Origin of the sequence: Streptomyces sp. HM190 (assembly GCF_009857135.1) — a bacterium.
Classification (GTDB): domain Bacteria; phylum Actinomycetota; class Actinomycetes; order Streptomycetales; family Streptomycetaceae; genus Streptomyces; species Streptomyces heilongjiangensis.
This window is the reverse complement of record NZ_CP047318.1, coordinates 4,527,897-4,550,456: the sequence shown is the minus strand read 5'-3', so window position 1 is coordinate 4,550,456 and position 22,560 is coordinate 4,527,897. Positions and strand designations below refer to the sequence as shown.

The 22,560-nt window shown below is 75.4% G+C and carries 11 protein-coding genes and 2 pseudogenes; 7 read left to right on the top strand and 6 right to left on the bottom strand.

The features are described 5' to 3' along the window. Positions 1 to 49 precede the first annotated feature (49 nt). Positions 50 to 12,256 (top strand): annotated as a pseudogene (locus GSY65_RS34525) (SDR family NAD(P)-dependent oxidoreductase). A 145-nt stretch (positions 12,257 to 12,401) separates the two neighbouring features. Here GSY65_RS34525 and argG read toward each other — a convergent pair. Both argG and GSY65_RS19320 read right to left on the bottom strand, forming a co-directional pair. Next, positions 12,402 to 13,856 (bottom strand): argininosuccinate synthase, encoded by a 1,455-nt coding sequence (gene argG, locus GSY65_RS19325; RefSeq protein ID WP_159770382.1) that lies wholly within the window; start codon positions 13,854 to 13,856, stop codon positions 12,402 to 12,404. Between the two features lie 86 nt (positions 13,857 to 13,942). Beyond that, positions 13,943 to 14,326, bottom strand: a complete 384-nt coding sequence (locus tag GSY65_RS19320) for a winged helix-turn-helix transcriptional regulator (protein ID WP_159770380.1) — start codon at positions 14,324 to 14,326, stop codon at positions 13,943 to 13,945. A gap of 112 nt (positions 14,327 to 14,438) precedes the next feature. Here GSY65_RS19320 and GSY65_RS19315 point away from each other — a divergent pair, with 112 nt between their 5' ends. Continuing rightward, a complete protein-coding gene (locus GSY65_RS19315; RefSeq protein WP_159770378.1) occupies positions 14,439 to 14,846 on the top strand; it encodes a RidA family protein in 408 nt (135 codons plus the stop codon). Positions 14,847 to 14,959: 113 nt separating this feature from the next. Here the strand turns inward: GSY65_RS19315 and GSY65_RS19310 are convergent, their stop codons facing one another. Continuing rightward, entirely contained in the window at positions 14,960 to 16,690 is a 1,731-nt protein-coding gene (locus tag GSY65_RS19310) for a lysyl oxidase family protein (RefSeq protein WP_159770376.1), read from the bottom strand. Positions 16,691 to 17,145: 455 nt separating this feature from the next. Between GSY65_RS19310 and GSY65_RS19305 the strand changes: the two genes are divergently transcribed. Continuing rightward, the gene (locus GSY65_RS19305; RefSeq protein WP_159770374.1) at positions 17,146 to 18,198 is read left to right on the top strand and encodes an SCO2400 family protein; all 1,053 of its coding nucleotides are present in this window, start codon (positions 17,146 to 17,148) and stop codon (positions 18,196 to 18,198) included. A 36-nt stretch (positions 18,199 to 18,234) separates the two neighbouring features. Here the strand turns inward: GSY65_RS19305 and GSY65_RS19300 are convergent, their stop codons facing one another. Then, positions 18,235 to 18,711 carry a MarR family winged helix-turn-helix transcriptional regulator gene (locus tag GSY65_RS19300; protein WP_159770372.1) on the bottom strand — a complete coding sequence of 159 codons (477 nt, stop codon included), beginning with the start codon at positions 18,709 to 18,711 and terminating at the stop codon, positions 18,235 to 18,237. Between the two features lie 301 nt (positions 18,712 to 19,012). On the opposite strand from GSY65_RS19300, the gene GSY65_RS19295 reads away from it, so the two are divergent. From GSY65_RS19295 to GSY65_RS19285, 3 genes and pseudogenes are all read left to right on the top strand, one after another. Then, positions 19,013 to 20,212: a cytochrome P450 gene (locus GSY65_RS19295; RefSeq protein WP_236580227.1), complete on the top strand. Its 1,200-nt coding sequence runs from the start codon at positions 19,013 to 19,015 to the stop codon at positions 20,210 to 20,212. A 29-nt stretch (positions 20,213 to 20,241) separates the two neighbouring features. Beyond that, a pseudogene (locus GSY65_RS19290) lies at positions 20,242 to 20,433 on the top strand (ferredoxin); the annotation flags it as partial. Between the two features lie 252 nt (positions 20,434 to 20,685). Further along, positions 20,686 to 21,081: a hypothetical protein gene (locus GSY65_RS19285; protein WP_236579897.1), complete on the top strand. Its 396-nt coding sequence runs from the start codon at positions 20,686 to 20,688 to the stop codon at positions 21,079 to 21,081. 59 nt (positions 21,082 to 21,140) lie between these two features. Here the strand turns inward: GSY65_RS19285 and GSY65_RS19280 are convergent, their stop codons facing one another. Further along, positions 21,141 to 21,740, bottom strand: coding sequence for a hypothetical protein (locus GSY65_RS19280; protein ID WP_159770366.1), 600 nt, complete (start codon positions 21,738 to 21,740; stop codon positions 21,141 to 21,143). Between the two features lie 101 nt (positions 21,741 to 21,841). Between GSY65_RS19280 and GSY65_RS19275 the strand changes: the two genes are divergently transcribed. Further along, entirely contained in the window at positions 21,842 to 22,033 is a 192-nt protein-coding gene (locus tag GSY65_RS19275) for a hypothetical protein (RefSeq protein WP_159770364.1), read from the top strand. Between the two features lie 131 nt (positions 22,034 to 22,164). Here GSY65_RS19275 and GSY65_RS19270 read toward each other — a convergent pair whose 3' ends face one another. Next, a complete protein-coding gene (locus GSY65_RS19270) occupies positions 22,165 to 22,491 on the bottom strand; it encodes a hypothetical protein (protein ID WP_159770362.1) in 327 nt (108 codons plus the stop codon). Positions 22,492 to 22,560 lie beyond the last annotated feature (69 nt).

The window sequence follows — 22,560 nt, the reverse complement described above, 5'->3', positions numbered from 1 at the left end:
GCCGAGCGCCGGTGCTGTTCCGCGGCGTCCGATCTGTAGGGTCCGCACGGTGGAGAGATCGCATGAAGGTGTGAACGGCGGGGCACCGGCCGAGACGCTGCTGGATGTGCTGCTCGGCGCGGCGCGGGAGGTTCCCGGCCAGACCGTCGTTCATGTGCGCGCCGACGGCGGCGAGCACACCGTCACCTTCGCCGGGCTCCGCGACGAGGCGCTGCGGGTGGCGGGCGGCCTGATCGGGGCCGGCGTCACCCCGGGCACCCCGCTGCCGCTGGTCGCCGACCGGGGCGAGGACTTCCAGCCGATGTTCTGGGGCGCGCTGGCGGCCGGCGCCGTCCCCGTGCCGCTCGCGCCCGAACCCCGCCGCGTCGGACCGGTGTGGGACTTCCTCGGCCGTCCACCGGTCGTCGTCGACGCCTCCACGGCACCCCTGCTCGGCGAACTCGACGCGGACGTGGCGGCGTTGCCGCTCGACGCGCTCCGCGCGGGCCGCCCGCCCCGGCGGCTGCCCCGGCCCGCGCCGGACGACGTCGCGTTCCTCCAGTTCTCCTCCGGCAGCACCGGCTCGCCCAAGGGCGTGGAGCTGACCCACGCCGGCGTCCTCGCGAACCTCCGCCAGATCCGTACGGCGATGGCCATCACCGGCGACGACGTCATCGCGACGTGGATGCCGTACTTCCACGACATGGGCCTCATCGGCACGCACCTGGTGCCGATGGCCGCGCGCGTACGGCAGATACGCGTCGAACCGCTGTCCTTCGCCAGACGCCCCGCGCTGTGGCTGGAGGCGGCGGCCCGGCACCGCGCGACCCTGCTGTCGGCCGCCAACTTCGCCCTCGACCTGGCCGTACGGCGGATCCCGGCCGCGACCCTCGCGGGGCTCGACCTGAGCCCGGTGCGGCTGCTGCTGGTCGGCGCCGAGCCGATCGCCCCGCGCGTGTGGCGCGCCTTCCAGGCCCACACGGCCCCCGCCGGGCTCGACCCGCGCGCCCCGCTGCCCGTCTACGGCCTCGCCGAGGCGACGCTCGCGGTGACCGTGCCGCCGCTGGGCGAGCGCGCCGAGCCGCTGGTGCTGGACCGGGCCGCGCTCAGCCGGGGCCGGGCGGTGGAGACCGTGCCCGGCACGGACGCGGTGGAGCTGATGGACCTCGGACTGCCGGTGGCGGGCTGCGAGGTCAGGATCACCGGGCCGCTGGGAGACACGGGGGACGCCCGTGGTGTGCTCGGTGAGTCACGGGTGGGGCAGGTGGAGGTGCGGGGGCCGCAGGTGGGGCGGGGGTACCACCGGGCGCCGGGAGCCGGCGCGGAGGCGTTCGGGGACGACGGGTGGCTGCGGACCGGGGACCTCGGGTTCCTGCGGGACGGGCGGCTGGTGGTCACCGGGCGCCACAAGGACGTCGTGTTCGTCAACGGCCGTACGTTCCACGCGTCGGACCTGGAGGAGACGGTCGCGGCGACACCGGGGCTGCCGCCCGGCACGACGGCCGCGGTCGTCGGGTCCACCGACCCGGACGGCGGAGGCGAGCGGGTCGTCGCGTTCGTACGGTGGGGGAGACCTCCGGCGGCGACCGCCGCCCCCGTGCTGCGGGCCGCCGCCGGACGCCTGCGGGAGGTCCTCGGCCACGACGACGTACGGGTCCTGCCGCTGCCGCCGGCGGCGTTCCCCCGCACCACCAGCGGCAAGCTGCGCAGGGGCGTGCTGCGGGAGCGGTTCGAGGCCGGAGGGTTCACGGCGGTCGAGGAACGCTGGGCAGACGCGGCGACGGGGAGGGCCGGGGCGGTCGGGGAGCGGCACGGCCGAGGTGGATCGGGGCAGCGTGAGGCCGCCGAGGGGGAGGCGGTCGCGGTGGCCGGGGCGGTGGAGGGGGTCGCGGTGGCCGGGGCGCCTCGGTCGGTGCGGGACGTGCGGGAGGCCGTACGGGGGGTCTGGGCGCGGGTGCTGGAGCGGCCCGAGGGCGAGATCGGGCTCCACGACCGGTTCTTCGACCTCGGCGGTTCCTCGCTGAGGGCGATGGCCGTGCTGGCGGAGCTGGAGGACGCGTTCGCGGTCACGGTGGAGCCGAGGGTCCTGCGCGACCACGACACGGTGGCGGGGCTGGCGGGGTATCTCGTCGGGGCGGTGGAGACAGTGCCGGATCCGGAGACGGGGCAGGACCCGGCCGCGGGTGCGGCGGCGCGCTCGGCCACGGGAACGGGCGCGGGTGCCGGAACACCCGTGGGAGCGCGCGCGGGAATCGGCGCGAGCGCGGACGCGGGCACCGCGTCCGCCGCCGCTCCCCATGGTCGTCGTGACCATGACGGTGGTGGCGCGGACGCCTCCGGTGCCGTGGCCGTGCTCGCGGTGGCCTGCCGGTTCCCCGGGGCCGGATCGCCCGAGGAGTTCTGGGAGTTGCTGGCGGCCGGGCGCGACACCGTCGGCGCGGTACCCGAGGACCGGTGGGGGAACGGGCCCCTCCCGAGCACCCGGTTCGGCTCCTTCCTGTCCGACCCGGCCGCCTTCGACGCCGGCTTCTTCGGGATGGACGACGCGGAGGCGAGGGCGACCGACCCGCAGGCGCGGATCTTCCTCGAACTGGCCCACGAGGCACTGGAGCGCGCCGGATACGCGGGCCCCCGCCGGGCCGGCCGCAGGGTCGGCGTGTTCGCGGCGACCGGCGACAGCGGCTACCGCGAGGTCCTGGCCGGGGCCGCCGACGGTGACCTCGCCCGCCATCCGGCCGCCCTCACCGGCAACCTGCCCAACCTGATCGCCGCCCGGGTCTCCCAGGTGCTGGACCTGACCGGCCCGGCGCTCGCCGTCGACACCGCGTGCTCGTCCGCGCTGGTCGCCCTGCACCTGGCCCGGCGCAGCCTCACCGCCGGGGAGTGCGACCTCGCGGTGGTCGGCGGGGTCAACCTGGGCCTGACGGGCACCGGGCACCGGCTGCTCGAAGCGACGGGCGCACTGTCGCCGACCGGCCGGTGCCGGGCGTTCGACGCCGACGCCGACGGGTTCGTGCCCGGGGAGGGCGGCGCCGTCCTCGTCCTCGCCCGCCCCGACGAGGCCCGCGCCGCCGACGACCCGGTCCTCGCCCTCGTACGCGGGACGGCGGTGAACAACGACGGCCGCTCGCTCGGACTGCTCGCGCCCACGCCGCGCGGCCAACGCGAGGTCATCGCGCGGGCGTACGCGGAGTGCGGGGCCGACCCGGCCGCCGTGTCGTACGTCGAGGCGCACGGCACGGGGACGCCGGTCGGGGACCCGGTGGAGGCGCGCTCCCTCGGCCAGGCGTTCCCGCCCCGGCCCGACGGGCTTCCGCGACGGCTGGGCTCGGTCAAGGCGAACCTCGGGCACCTGCTCAACGCGGCCGGGATGCCCGCCCTCGTCAAGGTCGTCCTCGCGCTCACCCACCGCCGGCTCCCGCCCACGCCGCACACCGCCCGGCCCGCCCCGTTCCTCGCCGACACGGCCCCCGGCTTCCGCCTCGTGACGGAGCCGGAGCCCTGGACCACCCCGGACGGCCGCCCCCTCACCGCGGGCGTCAACGCGTTCGGCTTCGGCGGCACCAACGCCCACGCGATCCTGGAGGAGGCACCGGACGACACCGGTCACCGCGCCGGCGGGGAGACCGGCCGGGCCGCCGGTCGTGCCCGAAGCGCGGGCGACGCGGCCGACACCGCCGGGCCGTGTCTGCTCACCCTCTCCGCCAAGGCGCCCGGCGCCCTGCGGGCCGCCGCCACCGGTCTCGCCGACCACCTCCGGGCGCGTCCCGGGCTTTCCGAGGCGGACGTGTGCGCCGCCGTCGGCACCGCGCGCGACGACGCCCCGTACCGTCTCGCGCTCGTGGCCGACGGCGACCTCCTCCCCCGCCTGGAGGCGGCCGCCCGCGCCGGGGACGCGGAACCCACCCGCGGCCGTCCCCGCACCGTCTTCGTCCTGCCCGGTCAGGGAGCCCAGTGCCCCGCCCCGGCCCGTGCCCTGTACCGGTCCGCCCCCGTCTTCCGGGACACCCTGGAGGAGGCGTCCGCGCTCGTCGGCCCCGTCCTGGGCCGTTCCCTGACCGCGTGGTGCCTTGACGAGGACGCCGACCCGGAGGCGCCGGCCCGGACGGAGGTGGCGCAGCCCCTCCTCGTGGCGTTCGGCGCGGCCCTCTCCGCGCAGCTCGGCGCGTGGGGGGTGCGTCCCGACGCGGTCGTCGGACACAGCGTCGGCGAGATCACCGCCGCGCACCTCTCCGGCGCCCTCTCCCTCCCGGACGCGCTCGCCTTCGCCGCCGAACGCGGACGCCTGATCGGTGACCTCGCCCCGCCGGGCGCCATGGCGGCCGTCCGGGGCGACGAGGACACCGTCGCGCCCGTGCTCGCCGCGTCCGACGGCGCCCTGTGCGTGGCCGCCGTCAACTCGCCCACCCAGCTGGTGATCGCGGGCGCGTCCGACGCCGTCGACCGGGCGATCGCCACGCTGACGGCGCGCGGTGTCGCCGCACGCCGGCTGCGCGTCTCGCACGCCTTCCACTCCCCCCTGCTGGAGCCCGTGCTCGACCCGCTCGGCAACGCCGCGAAGGCACCGGCCGTGCTCCCGGCCACGGTGCCGATGCTGAGCACGGTGACGGGACGGTGGGGACCTGACCTGAGCCCCGGGTACTGGCGCGAGCACGCGGCCCGCCCCGTGCGCTTCGGCGCGGCCGTGGCCCGGCTCCTCGACGACGGCTACGACACGTTCGTCGAACTGGGCCCCGGCGACACCCTCTCGGTCCCCGTCCGCACCATCGCCGCCGCCCGCCCCGGCGCCGGGGCGGAGACCGGGTTCCCGCCCACGGCCGCCGCCCCGTCGTCCGGTGTCGCGTACCTGCCCGCCCTGGGCGCCGCCGCGGACGGTGGGACCGCCGGATCCTGCGGGGCGCGTGCCCTGCTGGAGACGGTCGGCCGGCTGTGGACACGCGGGGCACCGCTGTCCCCGACGGCCCCCGCGCGCGTACGCGCCGGGCACCGCCGGGTGCCCGTCCCCACATACCCGTTCCAGCGCCGCCCGTACTGGCCGGAGCGCCCCGACACGCCCCCCGCGCCCCACGGCGCGCCTCCGGCCCACGACCTCGACGGCACCCCCCTTCCCCGGCCCCTCCTCTGGCGCGACGCCCCGCTGCTCGCCGCGCCCGGCCCCCGCGTCGTACGCCTGGCGGGCGCCGGGACGGATCTCGCGCGGGCCCTCGCCGACCGTCTCACCGAGCACGGGGTGACGGTGCTGGGGCCGGGCGGCGGCTCTCCGGAAGGGCCCGGCACCCCGGAGACCTGGGTGTGGTTCGCCGAGCAGACCACCGAGCCGGCCGCGACCGCCGACGCCCTCGCCTCCCTCCGCGGCGTCCTCGCCCTGTTGGGCAGCGTCCCCGCCCGCCTGCTGCTCGTCACGGAGGACGCGTACACCACCGGCACCGAAGACGCCCCCGGGCGCGCCCGGCCCGCCGGGGCGCTCCTCCACGGCTTCGCCCTGGCCCTCCCCGACGAGCACCCGTCGCTCTCCTGCCGCGGCGTCGACCTCTCCTCCGGCGACCCGCTCGCCGTCCGGGTCCAGTCGCTGGAACGGGAGTTGTCCGCGGCCGACGCCCACGAGGACACCGTCGACGGCACTCCCGGCGGCACTCCCGGCGGCGTTCCCGGCACCGTGGGGAGCGTCGCCTGGCGGGCGTGCCGTCGCCTCGCCCGTACCCCCGTGCCCTCGACCGGCGCCGCCCGGACGACCGCCGACGTCCTCCCCCCGGACGGCACGTACCTCATCACCGGCGGTGCCGGCGGCCTCGGTTCCGCGCTCGCCCGCGACCTCGCGGAGCGCGGCGCACCCGACCTGGTCCTGACCGGCCGCACCCCCACTCCGCCGCGCGCCCTGCTCGCCGGACTCCGCGCGCTCGGCGCCCGCGCCCGCTACCAGGCGGCGGACGTGAGCGACGCCCGCGCGATCGACGACCTCGTCGCCGGACTGCCCCCGCTGGACGGTGTCTTCCACGCTGCCGGTACAGCCCGCCCCGGCAGCCTGCGCGGCAAGTCGGACGACGAGATCGAGGCGACCCTCGCGGCCAAGGTCCGCGGCACGGTCGTCCTCGACGAGGCGCTGCGCCGCCACGGCCACGACAGCGCCGTCCGCGTCGCGTTCTCCTCCGTCTCCTCGGTGCTGCCCGGTCTGTCCGGCGCCCTCGGCGACTACGCCGCCGCCAACGCGTTCCTCGACGCGTTCACCACCGCCGCGCACGCCGCGGGACGACCCTGGCGGACGGTCGCCCTCGGACCGGTCTCCGGCACGGGCCTGGCCAGCGGCCCCCGCGGCGAGGACCGGCTCCGCGCCCGGGGTCTCGCCCCCCTGCCCGTACGCGCCGCCCTCACCGCCCTCCGCGCGGCGCTCACCCTGGACGCGCCCCACGTACTGGTGACGGGCACGACGCAACGGACACCGACGCCGACTGCGGCGCTGATGCCGACTCCGGCGACTCCGGCGCTGATGCCGACTGCGACGCTGACACCGACTCGGGCAGCGGCACCGGCCCTCTCGGAGGACCCCGCACCGGCACCGACCGCGCCCACCCCGGCCTCCGCACCCGCAGACAGCCCCACCTTGGCGAGCGGCACCGCCCCCGAGATCACCGCGCTCCTCCGCCGTCTGCTGGCCGAGGCACTCCACCGCTCCCCGGAGGACATCGCGGAGGACGCCCCCTTCCTCGCTCTGGGCCTGGACTCCCTGAGTGCCGTGGACCTCGCCCGGCGGCTGGAGCGGGAGTTGGGCCGGCCGCTGCCCGCCACCCTGCTCTTCGAGTACCGCACGGTCGGCGAACTGGCCGCCCACCTGGCCACCGGGACGCCCACGGCGGCACCGTCCCCTCTGCCCGCCGCGCCTCCTCCCGCCGCGTCCGGCCACGAGGGCGGCCTGCTGCCCCTCACCCCGCTCCAACTGGCGTTCCACACCGGTGAATCGCTCCACGAGGGCGTCACCGCCCACGGCTACGTCCGCCAGACCGTCGACGGCCCCCTCGACCCCGCGCTCCTCGGCCGGGCGCTCGCCCACCTGACCTTCCGTCACCCCCTGCTCCGGATGCGGCTGACCGGCGACGGCGGCGCCCGCCCTTGCCAGTACACCGCGCCCGCCGAGGCACCCACCGCCCACGGTTCCGGTCCCGCCTGGTACGAGATCCGGCGGGTCCCGGCCGGTCCCCGAGCCCTGGCCGACCTCGAACAGGCCCTGTGCAACCGGCCCTTCGACCTCACGACGGAGGACCCCGTACGGGCCGTGCTGGTCCCCGACGCGGAGCACCCGCACCTCACCCATCTGCTGCTGGTCGTCCACCACGCCGCCGCCGACGGCTACAGCCTCAAGGTGCTGAGCGAGGACCTCTGGTCGCTGTACACCGCACTTGCCCGGGGTGCCGGTACGCCGCCCGAACCACCCGCCGCACCAGGCGCGTTCGGCGACTACGTGGCCCGGGCGCGCCGCGAGGCGGCGGTCGCCGGGGTCGACCGTCTGGTGGGGCCGCTCGCCGACACCCTGCCGGTGTTCGTGACGGTCGGCCCCGACGAACCCGTGACCGTGCTGGCCGGCCGGGTCCGGGAGATCTGGCGGGAGGCCGAGGCGCACGCGACACTCGGCAGCGCCGACCTCGCCCGGCTGCTGGGCGAGGTCCGGCCGGCCACCGGACCGGCGCCCCGCACGGTCGCCGAGGCGGGCTTCAGCTTCGCCCGCTTCCCCGTGGTGCACGGCCCCGACTGGCCCGTCACCGTCACCCCGACGGCCGCGGCCACCGCCACCGCCGCCACCCGGCTCGGCCTGCTGTGCTGGGAGGCCGACGCGAGCCTGCGCCTGTCCTGGAACCACCCGGCCCGGCTGTTCCGCCCCGAGACGGTGCGCTGCCTCGCCGACGCGTACGTCTGCGAACTGCGCGCCGTCGCCGCCGGATCGACGGGTCCGGCCGCCGCGCCGACGGAGACCGCGGCACCCATGGCGTCCGCCGCGCCCGTCGCGCGGTCGGTGGGGGACGGGCGGCGCGGCGTCGTGGACCGCCTGTGCGCGCGGTTCCGTGCCACGCCCGAGGCCGTCGCCGTCCACACGGGCGACGCCACCCTCACCTACGCGGCCCTCGACACCGCGTCCGCCGCCCTCGCCGCCGGACTCCGCGCCCACGGGGTGCGCCCCGGCGACCTCGTCGGGCTGCTCACCGAACCGGGCGGTACCGCCACCGTCACCGGGGTGGTCGGCATCCTGCGCGCGGGCGCCGGCTGGGTCCCGCTGGACGCCACCCATCCTGCCGCCCGGCACCGGGACCAACTGGACCGTACCGGCGTCCGCGTCCTGGTGTGCGACCCGGCGACCCACGAGGCCGCCGCCCGGCTGGAGGGGATCACCCCGGTCGTCACGGCCGAGGCCCCCTCCCCGCTCCCGGCCGGGCCCGCCGCCCCCGACCTCGTCGGCGACACCCCGTACGGCCCCGGGGCCGTCGCGTACACCCCCGAGGCCGTCGCGTACGACCCCGAGGCCGTCGCGTAGCCCCCGGACCTCTCCGCCCTGCGCTGGGTCCACGTGGGCGGCGAGGCCCTCCCCGCGGCCCACGTCCGCCGCTGGTTCGACCTCCTCGACGCGACCACCGCACCGACCCGCTCCCCCGCCGACCCGGGCGGTCCCGGCGCCCCCGAGGACAGCCGCGTCCGCCACCGGGTCGCCAACCTGTACGGCCCCACCGAGGCCACCATCAACGCGACCTGCCACATCATCGACACCCGCCCCGCCGACGACGTCCGCCACCTGCCCATCGGCCGCCCGGTCGCCGGCACCGAACTGGCGGTGGTCGACGCGGACGGCCGGACGTGTGCCGCCGGGGAGGCCGGGGAACTCCTCATCGCCGGCACCGGACTCACCCCCGGCTACCTGGGCGACCCGCACCTCACCGCCGCGGCCTTCACCGAGCGGGACGGGCGGCGCTGGTACCGCAGCGGCGACCGTGTCCGGAGCAGGGCCGACGGGGTGCTGGAGTTCCTGGGCCGCCTCGACGACCAGGTCAAGGTCCGCGGCCACCGTGTCGAACTCGGCGAGGTCGAGGCCGCGCTGCTGGCGCACCCGGGCCTGGCCCGCGCGGCCGTCCTGCTGCGGGAGGGACGGCTCGTGGCGTACGTCGAGCCCCGGGCCGGGGCGCCGGATCCCGACGCCCGCGAGGTCCGCGCCTTCCTGTCCCGGACGCTGCCGCCGTACATGGTCCCGGCCCGTGTCCACGCCCTCGCCGCCCTCCCGCTGACCGGCACGGGCAAGATCGACCGCACCCGTCTCGCGCCCCGCCCGGACCACGCCGCGCCCGCGCCGGCCGGCGAACGGGCCGCCGCCGTACCGGAGGTGCCCGGAGCGGCGACCGGGCGGACGGCCCCCCGCACCCCGCCGGCGACCCCCACCGAACGGCTGCTGGCCCGCGCCTGGTCGCAGCTCCTCGACGTGCCCGAGGTCTTCCGGGAGGACGACTTCTTCGTCCTCGGCGGGGACTCCCTCACGGTGCTGGAGCTGTTCTCCCGCCTCCGCGACGACCACCGCCTCCTGCCGCGCCCGACCGCCGTCTACACGCACCGCACGCTCAGCGCGCTGGCGGCGGCCATCGACACGGCGGCGGCCACCGCCCTCCCCGCCGCGGCACCCGTTCCGCCCGCCCCCGCGTCCGCCACCGCCCCGGTCACCCCCTACCCGCTCACTCCCTCCCAGCGGGGCTTCCTGCTGGCCGACGCGCTCGCCTCCGCCGCGCCCGCCGCGCCGGGCGGGTCCGGCGGATCGGGCGGATCAGGTGGACCGGGCGGCCGTGCCGGCTCCGGGGACTCCGCGTGGCTGGCTCGTTTCCGGATACGCGGGCCGCTGCGTCCGGAGCTGTTCCAGCGGGCGGTGGACGTCCTCGTGGCCCGGCACCCGATGCTCCGCACGGTGTTCCCGGCCGGTGCGCGCCCGCCCGTGCAGCAGGAACTGCCGGACACGCTGCGGCTGCCGGTGGAGACGGAGGTGCTGGGCGAGCCGGGGCTGCTGGAGCGGCGGATCGCCGAGGAGGCGCGGCGGCGGTTCGAGCCGTGGGCGTGGCCGCTGCTGCGGCTGCGCCTGTTCACGGTCGCCGCCGACGAGCACGTCCTCGTGGTGCACGCCCACCACCTCATCGGCGACGGCTACAGCGCCGCCCTGTTCACCCGTGAACTCCTCACCGTCCACGACCGTTTCGCCGCCGGCCTGTCCGACGGTCTGGAGCCGTTGCGCTCGACGTTCCGCGACCACGTCGAGCTGCGCGCCGCCCGCCGCCGGACCCCGTCCCCGGCCTCGACCCCGGCCCTGCCCCTGGGAACGGCGGCCCACCTCGCCCGGCGCGACGCCCCGTACACGCCCCCCGTGCTCCGCGCCTCCCGGCAGCCCGCCGACGGCGAGGAGACGTCCCCCGGCCTGCCCACCCCCGGCTTCCACACCGCCGGTTTCACCCTCGGCGCCGACCGCGTCGGGGCGTTGCGCCGGCTCGCCCGTGCCGCCGGGACGACGCCGTACGCGCCGTTCCTCACCGCGTACCACCGCGCTCTGGTCGGCCTCACCGGCCACCGGGACCTGGTGGTCGGCCTCGCGGTCACCGGGCGCGACGACAGCGTGCCCGACGCGCACCGGGTGTTCGGGCCGTTCGCGGAGGCGGTGGCCGTGCGCCCGCCGGTCCTCGGTGCGGCGCCCGGTCCGTTCGTGGAGGACCTGCGCCGGGTCGCCGCCGAGGCCGTCGCGGCCCGTACCGCCGGACCGCCGGACCTGCGGCCGGCCGACGGTCTGCCCCGTACCGCCCAGTTCTTCTTCACGTTCCTGGACTTCGGCTCCCTCGGTGACCCGGCCGGCACCACGCTGACCGTGCTCCCCGACGACACCGACACGGCCCTCGCCCCGCCCCCCGTGGGCACGGACGTCCTCCTCGCCGTCCGCCCCTCGGGCGACGGGGTGCGTGTCACCGTCCGGGCGTCGGCGAGCGCCCTCACCGACGAGGAACTGGCCGCGTTCACCGACGCGTTGCGCCGCGAGCTGGAGGACGGCGCCCCGCTGGACGCCGCGCTCGTCGGCTATCTGCCCGCGCCCCGCGACCTGGCCGGGTACGCGGGCCTGCCCCCGGAGGCGCTGCCCGGCCGCGAACAGCTGCGGGCGCTCCTCTTCCCCGACGGCCGCCCACGGCTGCTGGAGACGACGGCCACGCCGCTCGGCACGTCCGGCTTCCTCGCCCTGCCGGTGTTCGCCGACGAACTGACGGCCCTCGCCGCCCCGGCCACTCCCCTCGACGACGCCGCCGGGGCCGCCCGGAACCCGCTGGCCGCCCGCACGGCACGGGCCGTGGAGCACGCCCTCGCCCTCGGCGCGCGTTCCGTCTCCCTGGCCGGGGGGATCCCCGCCCTGACCGGCTACGGCTACGACGTCCTGCGGGAAACGGAGCCCTCAGCCGCCGCGCTCCTGCCCGGCGCGCTCACCACCGGCCATGCCACCACCACCGTCGCCGTCGTGAAGACCGTGCACGCGGCGCTCGCCGCGACCGGCCGGGACCTCGCCGGGCTGACCCTCGCGGTCGTCGGCTGCGGTTCCGTCGGCACGTCGTCGCTGCGGCTGCTGCTGGCTCGCAGCCCCCGCCCGCCGGCCCGGCTGATCCTCTGCGACCTGCCGGGCAGCGCCCCCCGGCTGCGCCGTCTCGCCGCCGAACTGTCGGCGGACCGGCCCGGCACGAGCGTACGGGTCCTGGAGTCCACCGGCGCCCGCGCGGGCCTGCCGGGCGAGCTGTACGCGGACGCCGACGTCGTCGTCACCGCGGTGAGCGGCCCCACGGCCCTGCTGGACGTCGACCGGCTCCGTCCCGGCACGATCGTCGTGGACGACTCCTTCCCGCACTGTTTCGACACCGCGCGGGCCCTGGACCGGATGCGCCGTGAACAGGACGTGCTGCTGGTCGGGGGTGGACTGCTCGCCCTGGAGGCCGCCGAGACGCGGCTGTCGGCCGACCTCCCCGCGCTCGCGCGCACCGGCGCCGCCAAGGGCACCCGGTTCCAGCCCCACCTGCCCGGCACCCTCGCGTCCTGCCGTCTGGAGTCGCTGCTCCACGCCCACCGCGACGGCACGGAACTCCCGCCGATCCACGGACTGGTGGACCTCCCCCACGCCCTGGCCCACTGGGACGCCGCCGAGTCGGCCGGGGTCCGCGCCGCGCCCCTGCACCTCCTCGACCACGTGATCCCCGAGACCACCCTGAAAGCCCTGCCCCCGCCCTCGTCCCGGCGCCACTGACCCCGGTCGGCCCGACCCGGCGCACCTCCAGCGGCACCCCTGGAACAGCGCCGCCGGGCGAGCGCCGCCGCACCACGCGAGGGGCCGGGCCGACGCGCTGGGCGTCGGCCCGGCCCCTCGCGGTCCGGTCCTCTTCGGCGGTCGGTCAGTCCGTGCCGAACTCCATCGCGGCGCGGTCCAGCAGCTCGTCGTCGTCGGAGCCGGTGAACTCGCCGCGGGCGGCGATGGCCTCGGCGCCGCCCTCGGGCATGCTGCCGATCAGCCCGGTCGCGGCGGCCTGCGCGGCACCGATCGCGGCGGAGCCGCCCGTGCCGATGAGCCCCATCGCGGCGTACTGCTCCAGCTTGGCGCGCGAGTCGGCGATGTCGAGGTTGCGCATGGTGAGCTGGCCGATCCGGTCGACCGGGCCGAACGCGGCGTCCTCGGTGCGCTCCATGGAGAGCTTGTCCGGGTGGTAGCTGAACGCCGGGCCGGTGGTGTCGAGGACCGAGTAGTCCTCGCCGCGCCGCAGCCGCAGGGTGACCTCGCCGGTGACGGCGGCGCCGACCCAGCGCTGCAGCGACTCCCGGATCATCAGTGCCTGCGGGTCCAGCCAGCGGCCCTCGTACATCAGCCGGCCGAGGCGGCGGCCCTCGTTGTGGTACTGGGCGAGGGTGTCCTCGTTGTGGATGGCGTTGACGAGGCGCTCGTACGCGGCGTGCAGGAGGGCCATGCCCGGCGCCTCGTAGATGCCGCGGCTCTTCGCCTCGATGATGCGGTTCTCGATCTGGTCGGACATGCCGAGGCCGTGGCGGCCGCCGATGGCGTTGGCCTCCATCACCAGGTCGACGGCGGAGGCGAACTCCTTGCCGTTGATGCTGACGGGGCGGCCCTGGTCGAAGCCGATCGTCACGTCCTCGGTGGCGATCTCGACCTCGGGGTCCCAGAACCGGACGCCCATGATGGGCTCCACGGTCTCGATCCCGGTGTCCAGGTGCTCCAGGGTCTTCGCCTCGTGGGTGGCGCCCCAGATGTTGGCGTCGGTGGAGTACGCCTTCTCGGCGCTGTCCCGGTACGGCAGGCCGTGCGCGACCAGCCACTCGGACATCTCCTTGCGGCCGCCGAGCTCGGTGACGAAGTCCGCGTCCAGCCAGGGCTTGTAGATGCGCAGGTGCGGGTTGGCGAGCAGACCGTAGCGGTAGAACCGCTCGATGTCGTTGCCCTTGAAGGTGGAGCCGTCGCCCCAGATCTGGACGTCGTCCTCCAGCATCGCCCGCACCAGGAGCGTGCCGGTGACGGCACGGCCCAGCGGCGTGGTGTTGAAGTAGGCCCGCCCGCCGGAGCGGATGTGGAACGCGCCGCAGGTCAGCGCGGCCAGGCCCTCCTCCACGAGCGCGGCCCGGCAGTCGACCAGGCGCGCGATCTCGGCACCGTAGGTCTTCGCGCGGCCGGGCACCGAGGCGATGTCGGGCTCGTCGTACTGACCGATGTCAGCGGTGTAGGTGCACGGGACGGCGCCCTTGTCGCGCATCCACGCGACCGCGACCGAGGTGTCGAGCCCGCCCGAGAAGGCGATGCCGACGCGCTCGCCGGCCGGAAGGGAGGTGAGGACCTTGGACATAGGAAGAGTATGCACCCCAATGCATGATCATGCAAAGCCCGGTTCGGGTGACACAGCTCCCACTCCCCAGCCCCCCTCAGACCCTCTCAGGCGTCGAAGCGGGTCCGGGAGTCCTCGATGGCGCCGAGGTAGCGGTGGGTCCAGTCGCACATCGCGTCGACCGTGGCCCGCAGGGCCCGCCCCGGCTCGGTGAGCGTGTACTCGACGCGCGGCGGCACCGTGGGGTGCACCTTCCGGTCCACCAGCCCGTTGCGCTCCAGCATCCGCAGGTTCTGGGTGAGCATCTTGTGGCTCACGCCCTCGACGCCGTCGCGCAGCTCGCCGAACCGCAGGGTGCGCTCACCGAGCGCGTCGATGATCAGCAGGGCCCACTTGTTGGCGATGTCCGCGAAGATCTCGCGGGCCAGTGAGTCCGCGCGCCGCAGATCCGCGGCCTCCTCGGGCGTGCCGTCGTACTGCTTGGTCACCATCAGGTTCCTCAGTCACCAAAAAGTGCGTTCTTCCTTGTCAGCGGCCACTCTCCTACGGTTCCCCAGTAACCACAAGAGAGCACGGGCACCCCTGCCCGCAGGAGGAGACAGCATGGCCATCACCCTGGTGAACCCCGTCGGACTGCCCGAGACCGGTGTCTACCACCACGTCGCCGTCGCCTCCGGCTCCCGGCTCGTCCTGCTCGCCGGGCAGGTCGCCTGGGACGCCGAGGGGGTCACCGTCGGCGAGGGCGACCTCGCCGCACAGGTCGAGCAGTGCTACCTCAACGTCGCCACCGCCCTGGCCGGCGCCGGAGCCACCTTCGACGACGTCGCGAAGCTGACCGTCCACGTCGTCGACTGGACCCCGGACAAGATGCCCCTGCTCCTCGACGGCATCGCCCGCGCCACCGCCCGCCTCGGCACGACGGCGGCCCCGCCCGCCACCCTGCTGGGGGTCGCGGCCCTGGACGTGCCGGAGCACCTGGTGGAGATCGAGGCGCTCGCGGTCCTGGACTGACCGGCGCGGCGCCGCTGCCACCGACGGACGTACGCCCTCCCCCCGTGCATGACGCACCCCCGGGTCCGGGGACCCGGGGGTGCGTCGCCGTGCGAGGACCGTGCGGTCGCGGGTTACGGGGCGTCGATCAGGTGGTGCGGGGGCACCTGCACCGTGCGGGCGCCGGGCTTGCCGCCGAGGACCACCTTGCGGAGGGCGACGTTGTTCTTGGTGTTGCTCTCCTTGAGACGGTTCTCCGGGTTGGCGATGACCTTGATGTAATAGGTGCCGTTCGGCAGGTCCGTGATGTCGAAGGACTGGCCGGGACGCTCCTGGGTGTAGGTGTCACCGGAACCGACGTCGAGGACCTCGCGGACCGAGATGGCCTCCTGCGAACCGCACGCGGTGGACAGGTCGGTGTTCTCCGGGTGCCAGTTGGCTCCCTTCACCGTGTAGTCGATGGCGTCGGTGTTGGCGAGGCAGAACGCCTCCTTGCCGGAGCGCACCTCCTTCGTCTTGTCCGCGCTGAGCAGGCGGTAGCTGGCGAAGTCGGTGAAGTGCCAGTGCATGTGGCCCTCGCGCGGGTCCCACTCCATGGTGCCGGCGGGGGAGTAGCCGACCTGCTTGCCCTTGGCGTCGTAGAAGTACTGGTACGAGTCCATCAGGTCGGCGCCCGGCTTACGGAAGCCGTCCACGACGAGGGGCGCGGGGCCCGCGTTCCACACGTTGGCGCTGAAGGCGAGGTAGTCCTTGCCGGGGACGTCGCCGTCCTCACCGTCGGTGATGGAGATGCCCCAGGCGGGCAGCGAACGCAGATCGGGCCTGGGCACGTCGGCGGGCGCGCCGGCCTTGCCGGTGGGCCGCTTGGCGGCGGGCTTCAACGCGGGCGCGATGCGGGAGCCGTCGGTGTGGCCGGGACCGTCGCCGAGGTGCTTCGCCTGGCCCCGGTCCGCCAGCGCGTGCGGGAACGCGGGCGGCATCGGGACGTCGTCGCCCCCCGGGCCGAAGCCGTGCGGGGGCCGCTGGGTCGGGTCGACGGGGGCGGCGTCGTGACCGCCGTGACCGCCGCTGTGACCTGCGGCGTGGTGCGCGGAGGACGTGGCGCCCGCGCCGACGCCGCCCTCGCCGTCCTCGTCGTACTGCTTCACCGTCAACTTGATCGTCGGGCGGTCGTTCGGGATGCCGAAGAGGTCGCGGTACTTCTTCGCGATGCCGACCTGTGCGGTGTACTCGCCCGCCGGGATGTCCATGGCGTCGTCGTAGCGGTACTGGGTGGTGTTGACCGCCCAGCCCTTCTCCACACCCCACACCGAGCCCAGCGTCCACGGGTTCCCGGAGCAGCTCTGCGGGTAGTGCGAGGTCGACGGGGCGTCCGGGCGGATACGGCCGGAGGCGTTGTTCGGGCAGAAGTTGCTCGCGGTCTTGAGCACCTGCTGACCGGCGGCGTTCCTGAGCGAGATCTCCAGGAAGCCGGGCAGCCCGGAGTGGTCGGTGACCAGCCCGGCGGGCAGCGTCCGCGTCCTGGTCTTCTTGCCGTCACGGAAGATCTGCTGGGCGACGACGGGGTCCTTGTAGGACTTCCGCGTCACCTTGAACTCCAGGGGAGCGCCGTCGACCGTGACGTACGTCCCCAGTTCGAGGAAGGTGCCGCCCTCCGGATACCGGTAGGCCGTCACCGACTTCGAGGCGGCGATCAGCTTGAGCTTCGGGGTCCCGGCCTTGGCCGCGGGGGCCGCGCCCGCGCCGGGGGCGGCCCCGGCCACGGTGGCGACGACGGCGAGCGCGGCGAGGGCGGCGAGCCCGGGACGCCTCAGGCGACTGCGGTGTTCTTGACTGGTCATCAGTTCCTCGTCTGCGAGTGCCATGGTCAGTGGCATCGGACTGGACAACCCACGGACGACCGGGCGCCGACGGTGCCGGCGCTCCCCCGAACGCCTTCGACGCCCACCGGTCTGTGAGCACCCTGTGAGACAGGTGAAAGCCGTGCGGGGGTTGCCTGTTGAGAGGAAATCAAAGGAGCCCGCAGCGAACCGAGGGAGACCGAAGGAGACCGAAGCCCCTCGGAGAAAGGACAGGCCGGAGGCATCCGAACGTGCGGACGGTGACGCCCGACCACCTGGTGGTGACGCCCAAACACCTGGTGGGCGACCGGTGCGAAGTCCCCGGAGAACCCACGCAGGAGCATCACACAGTGTGCACACAGCCCTGAGAATGCCTCGTTAGCGTTGCTGACCGCTCGATCCGCTCGATCCCACGTGCGAACGACGTGACCGGGCCGCGGCCCGGCGGGTCGACGGCATGCCGACACAGGAAGACCTCCATGGACTACTGCTCCTCATGTCGACGGCATCTCAACGGCGCCCTCGTCTGCCCCGGCTGCGGCGCCTACGCGCCGGACATAGCCCCCTCGGCACCCGGTACGACGGTCTCCACGGCCGTCGCCCCGACGGTGCCGGCGGCGACCTGGGAGTACGCGGCGGCAGGCGCGGAGGAGACCTGGCACGACGGCGGACGGCCGGAGCGGGCACCGTCGTCGGCGCCGAGGGCGACGACGGAGCTGGTCCCGGCCGGTGCCGCCGCGGCCGCCCAGGGCGCAGAGGACGCCGAGGGCGCAGAGGACGCCGAGGGCATCGACGGCGTCGAGGACGTGCGGGGCGTGCCGGTCGCGCCGCAGGGACGGGCGGCACGGCGGCGGCAGCTGGCCCGCTGGAAGAAGAACCAGCGCAGGGCCGTGGTCGCCACCGCGGTGGCGCTGGTCGGCGGCGGTCTGACCGTGATGGGCATGGACCGGCAGTCCACCGACCGGACGCAGGCGGCCACCGCCCCGGACGCCGAGAACCTGGGCGCCGTCGAGGAGCAGGGTTCGCAGAGCGGCCGGACCCCGGACACGCGCGCCGACGAGACCCGACGCTCCCCGGACACCTCGCGGGGCCACGCGCCCGGCGGCCGCACCTCGTACGACGGGTCCGGCGCGCATCGGGACACCGGCGGCGACACCGGCAACGCACCGCGCACGGCCACGACGCCCCCGTCCGATCGGCGGGCGCAGTCGGGCTCCTCGTCGCACGGCGGGTCGGGCGCGGACGGCTCCTCCGACGCCCTGTCGGGCGGATCGACGACGCCCCCGGCCACCGACGACTCCACGGGTTCCGGCGCCGGTCCGGGCTCGGACACCGGGACCGGCGCGGGGTCCGGGTCGGACACGGGCAGCGGCTCCGGGACCGGGACGGGGACCGGCTCGGACACGGGTACGGGCGCGGGGTCGGGTTCCGGGGCGGACACGGGCGACTCCGGCGGCTCGGGCTCCTCGGACTCGGACGCGACCTCACCGTCCGGGCTGTGCCTGCTCGGCGGAATCGTGTGCGTCAGCTGACGCGCCCCGTCCCTTCACGGACCGACGTCGAACGCGTCAGCGGTCGCCGGCCATCGGACGTGGCCAGGAACGTCCGCTGACGCGTTCGATGTCGGTGTTGAACTGCCGCAGGTCGGCGATGAAACGCTCGCGCCGCTCGGCGGGCCAGTCGGCGATGACACCGCTGATGCCGTCGACGAACACCTCACGCTGCTCGGCGAGGCGCGCCAGTCCCTCCGCCGTGATCCGGAACTTGCGGGCCACTCCCCCCTCGGGGTCGAGGGTCCGCTCCACCAGACCGTCGCGCAGCAGCGCCGAGGTCTGCCGCGTGAACGTCGACGGCGCGAAGCCGAACGCGTCCACGAAGTCCGGGATGGACATGGGCCCTTGGGCCTCCAGCCTGCTGAGCAGGACGTAGGCGCTGCGGTCCAGGGGACCGCCGCCGCGGACGCCGCGGGGCGTCGACGTCTCGCGGTTGCGCGTCAGGATCAGCAGTTCCCGCTCGATGCGCTCCCCCGCCTCACGGGCATCCACACCGGTCTCCTTCTGCCTGCCTGGCCTCCATGACCCCCTCACCCTACGTCGAAATTGCGCCATGCATGGCGAGTGCATGATGCACCATTGATGCATCATGCACGGCGCGGGTAGCGTGCCTATCGATCTCCACTCCGCCCCTCCTCCCCCCACGCAAGGAGATGTCGAGATGCGCAAGGTCGAGACAGGTCGGCGCACCCGCCGGAACGACGACCGCACACGGCACGACCCGCACGAGACGCCCGACCCGCACAAGCCGCACGACGCTCACGAGCCGCACGAGGAGGTCGTGCGGCTGCCGATGGCGAGCCCGGGTCCCCTGGCGCCGCCCGCCGCATGGGAGCGGCTGCGGGAACGGTGCCCGGTGGCGACGGTCGAACTGCCGAGCGGTGACCGGGCGACGTTCCTGAGCCGGTACGCCGATGTGCGGGCGCTGCTGACCGACCCCCGGTTCGCGCGGCCGACCGCCGGGGACGCCAGCGCGCGGCTCTCGGCCGACGGGGCGGGCGGTGCCGCCGCCGACCCCGACCCGGAGTACGAGCTGGCCATCCCGGAGCACGGCGAACCGCATCAGCGCTGGCGGCGCCAGGTGGGCCGGTACTTCACCGCGAAGCGGATGGCCGCGCTGCGCCCGGGGATGACGAGCATCGCGGAGTCCCTGGTGGACGCGATGGTGGAGCGGGGGCAGCCGGCCGACCTGAAGGCGGCACTGGGGTTCCCGCTGCCCGTGTACGTCATCTGCGAACTGCTCGGCGCGCCCGCCGAGGACCGGGACCGCTTCTCTCACTGGTCGGACGCGTTCCTGAACGTCAGCCGTTTCACCCGGGAGGAGACACGGACGGCGTTCGGCGAGTTCACCGCGTACATGCGTGACCTCGTCGCCGCCAAGCGGGCGGAGCCGGGCGAGGACCTGCTCAGCATGCTGGTCGTGGAGGGCGCGGCGCTGCCGGAGGGGGAACGGCTGACGGACGCCGAACTGCTCGCCACCGGCATGGGGTTGCTGGTCGCGGGCCACGAGACCACGGCCAACATGATCGGGAAGATGACGGCGCTGCTGCTGTCGGACCGCACCCGCTGGGAGCGGCTGCTGCGGGACCCGTCGCTGATCCGTACGGCGGTGGAGGAGGTGCTGCGCTTCGACGCGAACCTGGGCGGCTTCGGCATCCGGCGCCATCTGAGCGAGGACCTCGACCTCGACGGGGAGGTGGTGCCGCGCGGCACCACCGTGTTCTGCGGGATGTCCTCCGCCAACCGCGACGAACGGGTCTTCGCCGACGCCGACGAGATGGACCTCACCCGCAGCCCCAACCCGCACCTCACCTTCGGGGCGGGGCCGCACTCCTGCCTGGGCCAGGCCCTCGCCCGCACCGAGCTGCAGGTGGTCCTCGAAGTCCTGCTGCGCCGGCTCCCCACCCTCGAACTGGCGGTGCCTACGGAGGAGTTGCGCAAGGTGGAGGGCCTGCTGGTGGGCGGCCTCCGCGAGGTCCCGGTCCGCTGGTGAGCACCCACTCAGGCAAGGAGGCGCCCCCCATGAGAGTCCGCGTCGACGAAGCGCGGTGCTGCGGCGCCGGCCAGTGCGTCCTGCTCGCCCCCGAGGTCTTCGACCAGCGCGACGCCGACGGCGTCGTCGCCCTCCTCACCCCGGAACCGGCCCCGCCCCACCACCGGGCCGCCCGGGAGGCGGCGGCGGTCTGCCCGACCTCGGCGATCACGGTGGACGAGAGCGGGGACACGGGCGGGGACGGGGCCGGGGACGGGAACAGGGGCGGGAACAGGGACGACGGTCAAGACGGGTAGAGCGTCGGGCTCAGCCGGCGGCGGTCCGTTCCGCGGTCGGGGCCCGGCGCGCTCCGGCCGCCGCACCCGGTCACGAACGCGGCGCTGCTCGGCCTCCTCGTCGACGCCGGGTTCGGGTGGCCCAACGACATCAGCGTCCACTCCGGGCGGATCGCCGACCGGCCCGGCGGTGACGGCGTGCGCGGCTGGGTCGACGAGGGCGTCACCCCGATCGCGCGGGTCGCGGAGGCGTACGCGGGCCCGGTGCCGGCCGTCTGGGAGTGGTACTGGCCGTCCCGGCTGTCGGTGGACCTCGACGTGAGCGACGCGTACGCCGACACCGGCCTCGCCCGCTCCCTCGGGCTGCGGCTGCGGCACGCCGCCGGGCTCGACGTCCCGCTGTACGCGTTCCAGACCAGCGCCTACCGCGGCACCGTCCTCGACGCGGCCCGCAGGGTCGCCGCCGAGTCCCGCGTCCCGTACGCCGTCCACGCGTCCGACGAGGGCATGAACCACCTGGACCCGCTGTTCGCCGCGACCGCGCGCAACACGGCGACCCGCACCCTCGCGGAGTTCGTGCGCGGACTGCGTTGAGCGGCGGGAACGCCCGGCGGCCGGCGGTGTCCCGCCGAAGCCGACCGGGCGGCGGTGCCTCAGGTGTAGACGATCGGGCAGCCGCGGCGGAGCGCGTGCTGGGCGGCCCGCAGATACAGCGCCACGTAGAAGGCCGCGTCGAGGTCCTCGCTCCACGGCCCCGGCCGGGACGCGGCCAGCTCGTTCGCCGGTCCGTCCAAGAACCACGTGGTCAGGTCGAGGTTGTCGCACGTGGCCGGGGTCTCGGCCGGCAGGTCGACGGCCTCGGCCAGCCTCTCGGCGAGCGCGAGCATCTGGGGGGCACCGGCGACGAGGGTCTCGTCCGTGTACCTGGAGCCGACGGGCAGCAGGATCGGTTCGTCGAGCGACAACGGCACCAGCACCGACCAGCCGCAGAGGACCGCCGCCTCCTCGGCAGACAGACGCGCATCGCACAGCGCGACGAACCCGTCCATGGAGGGGGTCAGCTTCTCCTCGAAGCGCAGGCCCGACCCGCGGACGAACTCCGCCTCCGCCGGCACCGAGTCATAGGCCGGCAGCCCCCGCCGGGCCAGTTCCTCGTTCAGCGCCGAGGCGACGTGGGTCCACCCGTCCTCCTCCTCGTCCCCGTGCCCCTCGCACCAGTCCTCCGCGCACACACTCACCAGATACACGCCCATGGGCGGAACGTACCGCGCGCCACTGACACCCCGGCCCGACCGGCGGCGGCCGGCTGGGAGGATGAGCGGACGACCACTGGTGGAGCGAAGGGGGAACGAGCATGACCGTGCTCATACTGTCCGGGGTCCTCGTACTCGTCGGCGGCTGCGTCTGCGTCGTCCGGGCCGCGCGCGGCGGCCCACGCTGGGTCCGCGCCGTCGCCACCGCGACACTCGCCGTGGCCGAACTCCTGCGTGTCGCCGACCCGCTGCGCTCCTCGTCCAGCGGGAGAAGCGACGCGCAGGGGGACTGACACCCCGCCCGGCCGCGCGAAGAAGGACAGCCGCACGAGGAAGCGGACGGCCACGGGGAGAGGTCCCGTGGCCGTCCGCCCGTCCATCCGTCCGCCCGCGGGCCGGGTGGGCCCGGCCCCGCGTCGGGGGATCAGCGGGTCTGGTAGTCGACCAGCTTCACGAAGTACCGCTGGGCCGCGCCGCATGCCACCTTCGACGTCTTGTTGATGCCGACCCACGGGCCGTAGACGACGTGGGTGTTGCCCGTGGGGCCGTCCTCACACGTGACCTTCACCCTCACCTGGCCGGTGCCCCGGCGGCAGATCGCGGTCCCCGTGTTCTCGTCCGGCTTGCCCACCTGGCACCCCTGCGGCGCGGCGCTGGCGGTGGTCGCCCCGGCGATCGGCGCGGCCACGGCGATACCGGCCAGCACCAGCGGCGTCATGCCGAGAGACGTCAACTTCCTGATGTTCATCATGTGTTCCCCGTAATCTCTGCGCCTGCGCGGCAGGCAGCCCGGGCCACCTGAAGCGGGCCCGGGCTCTGG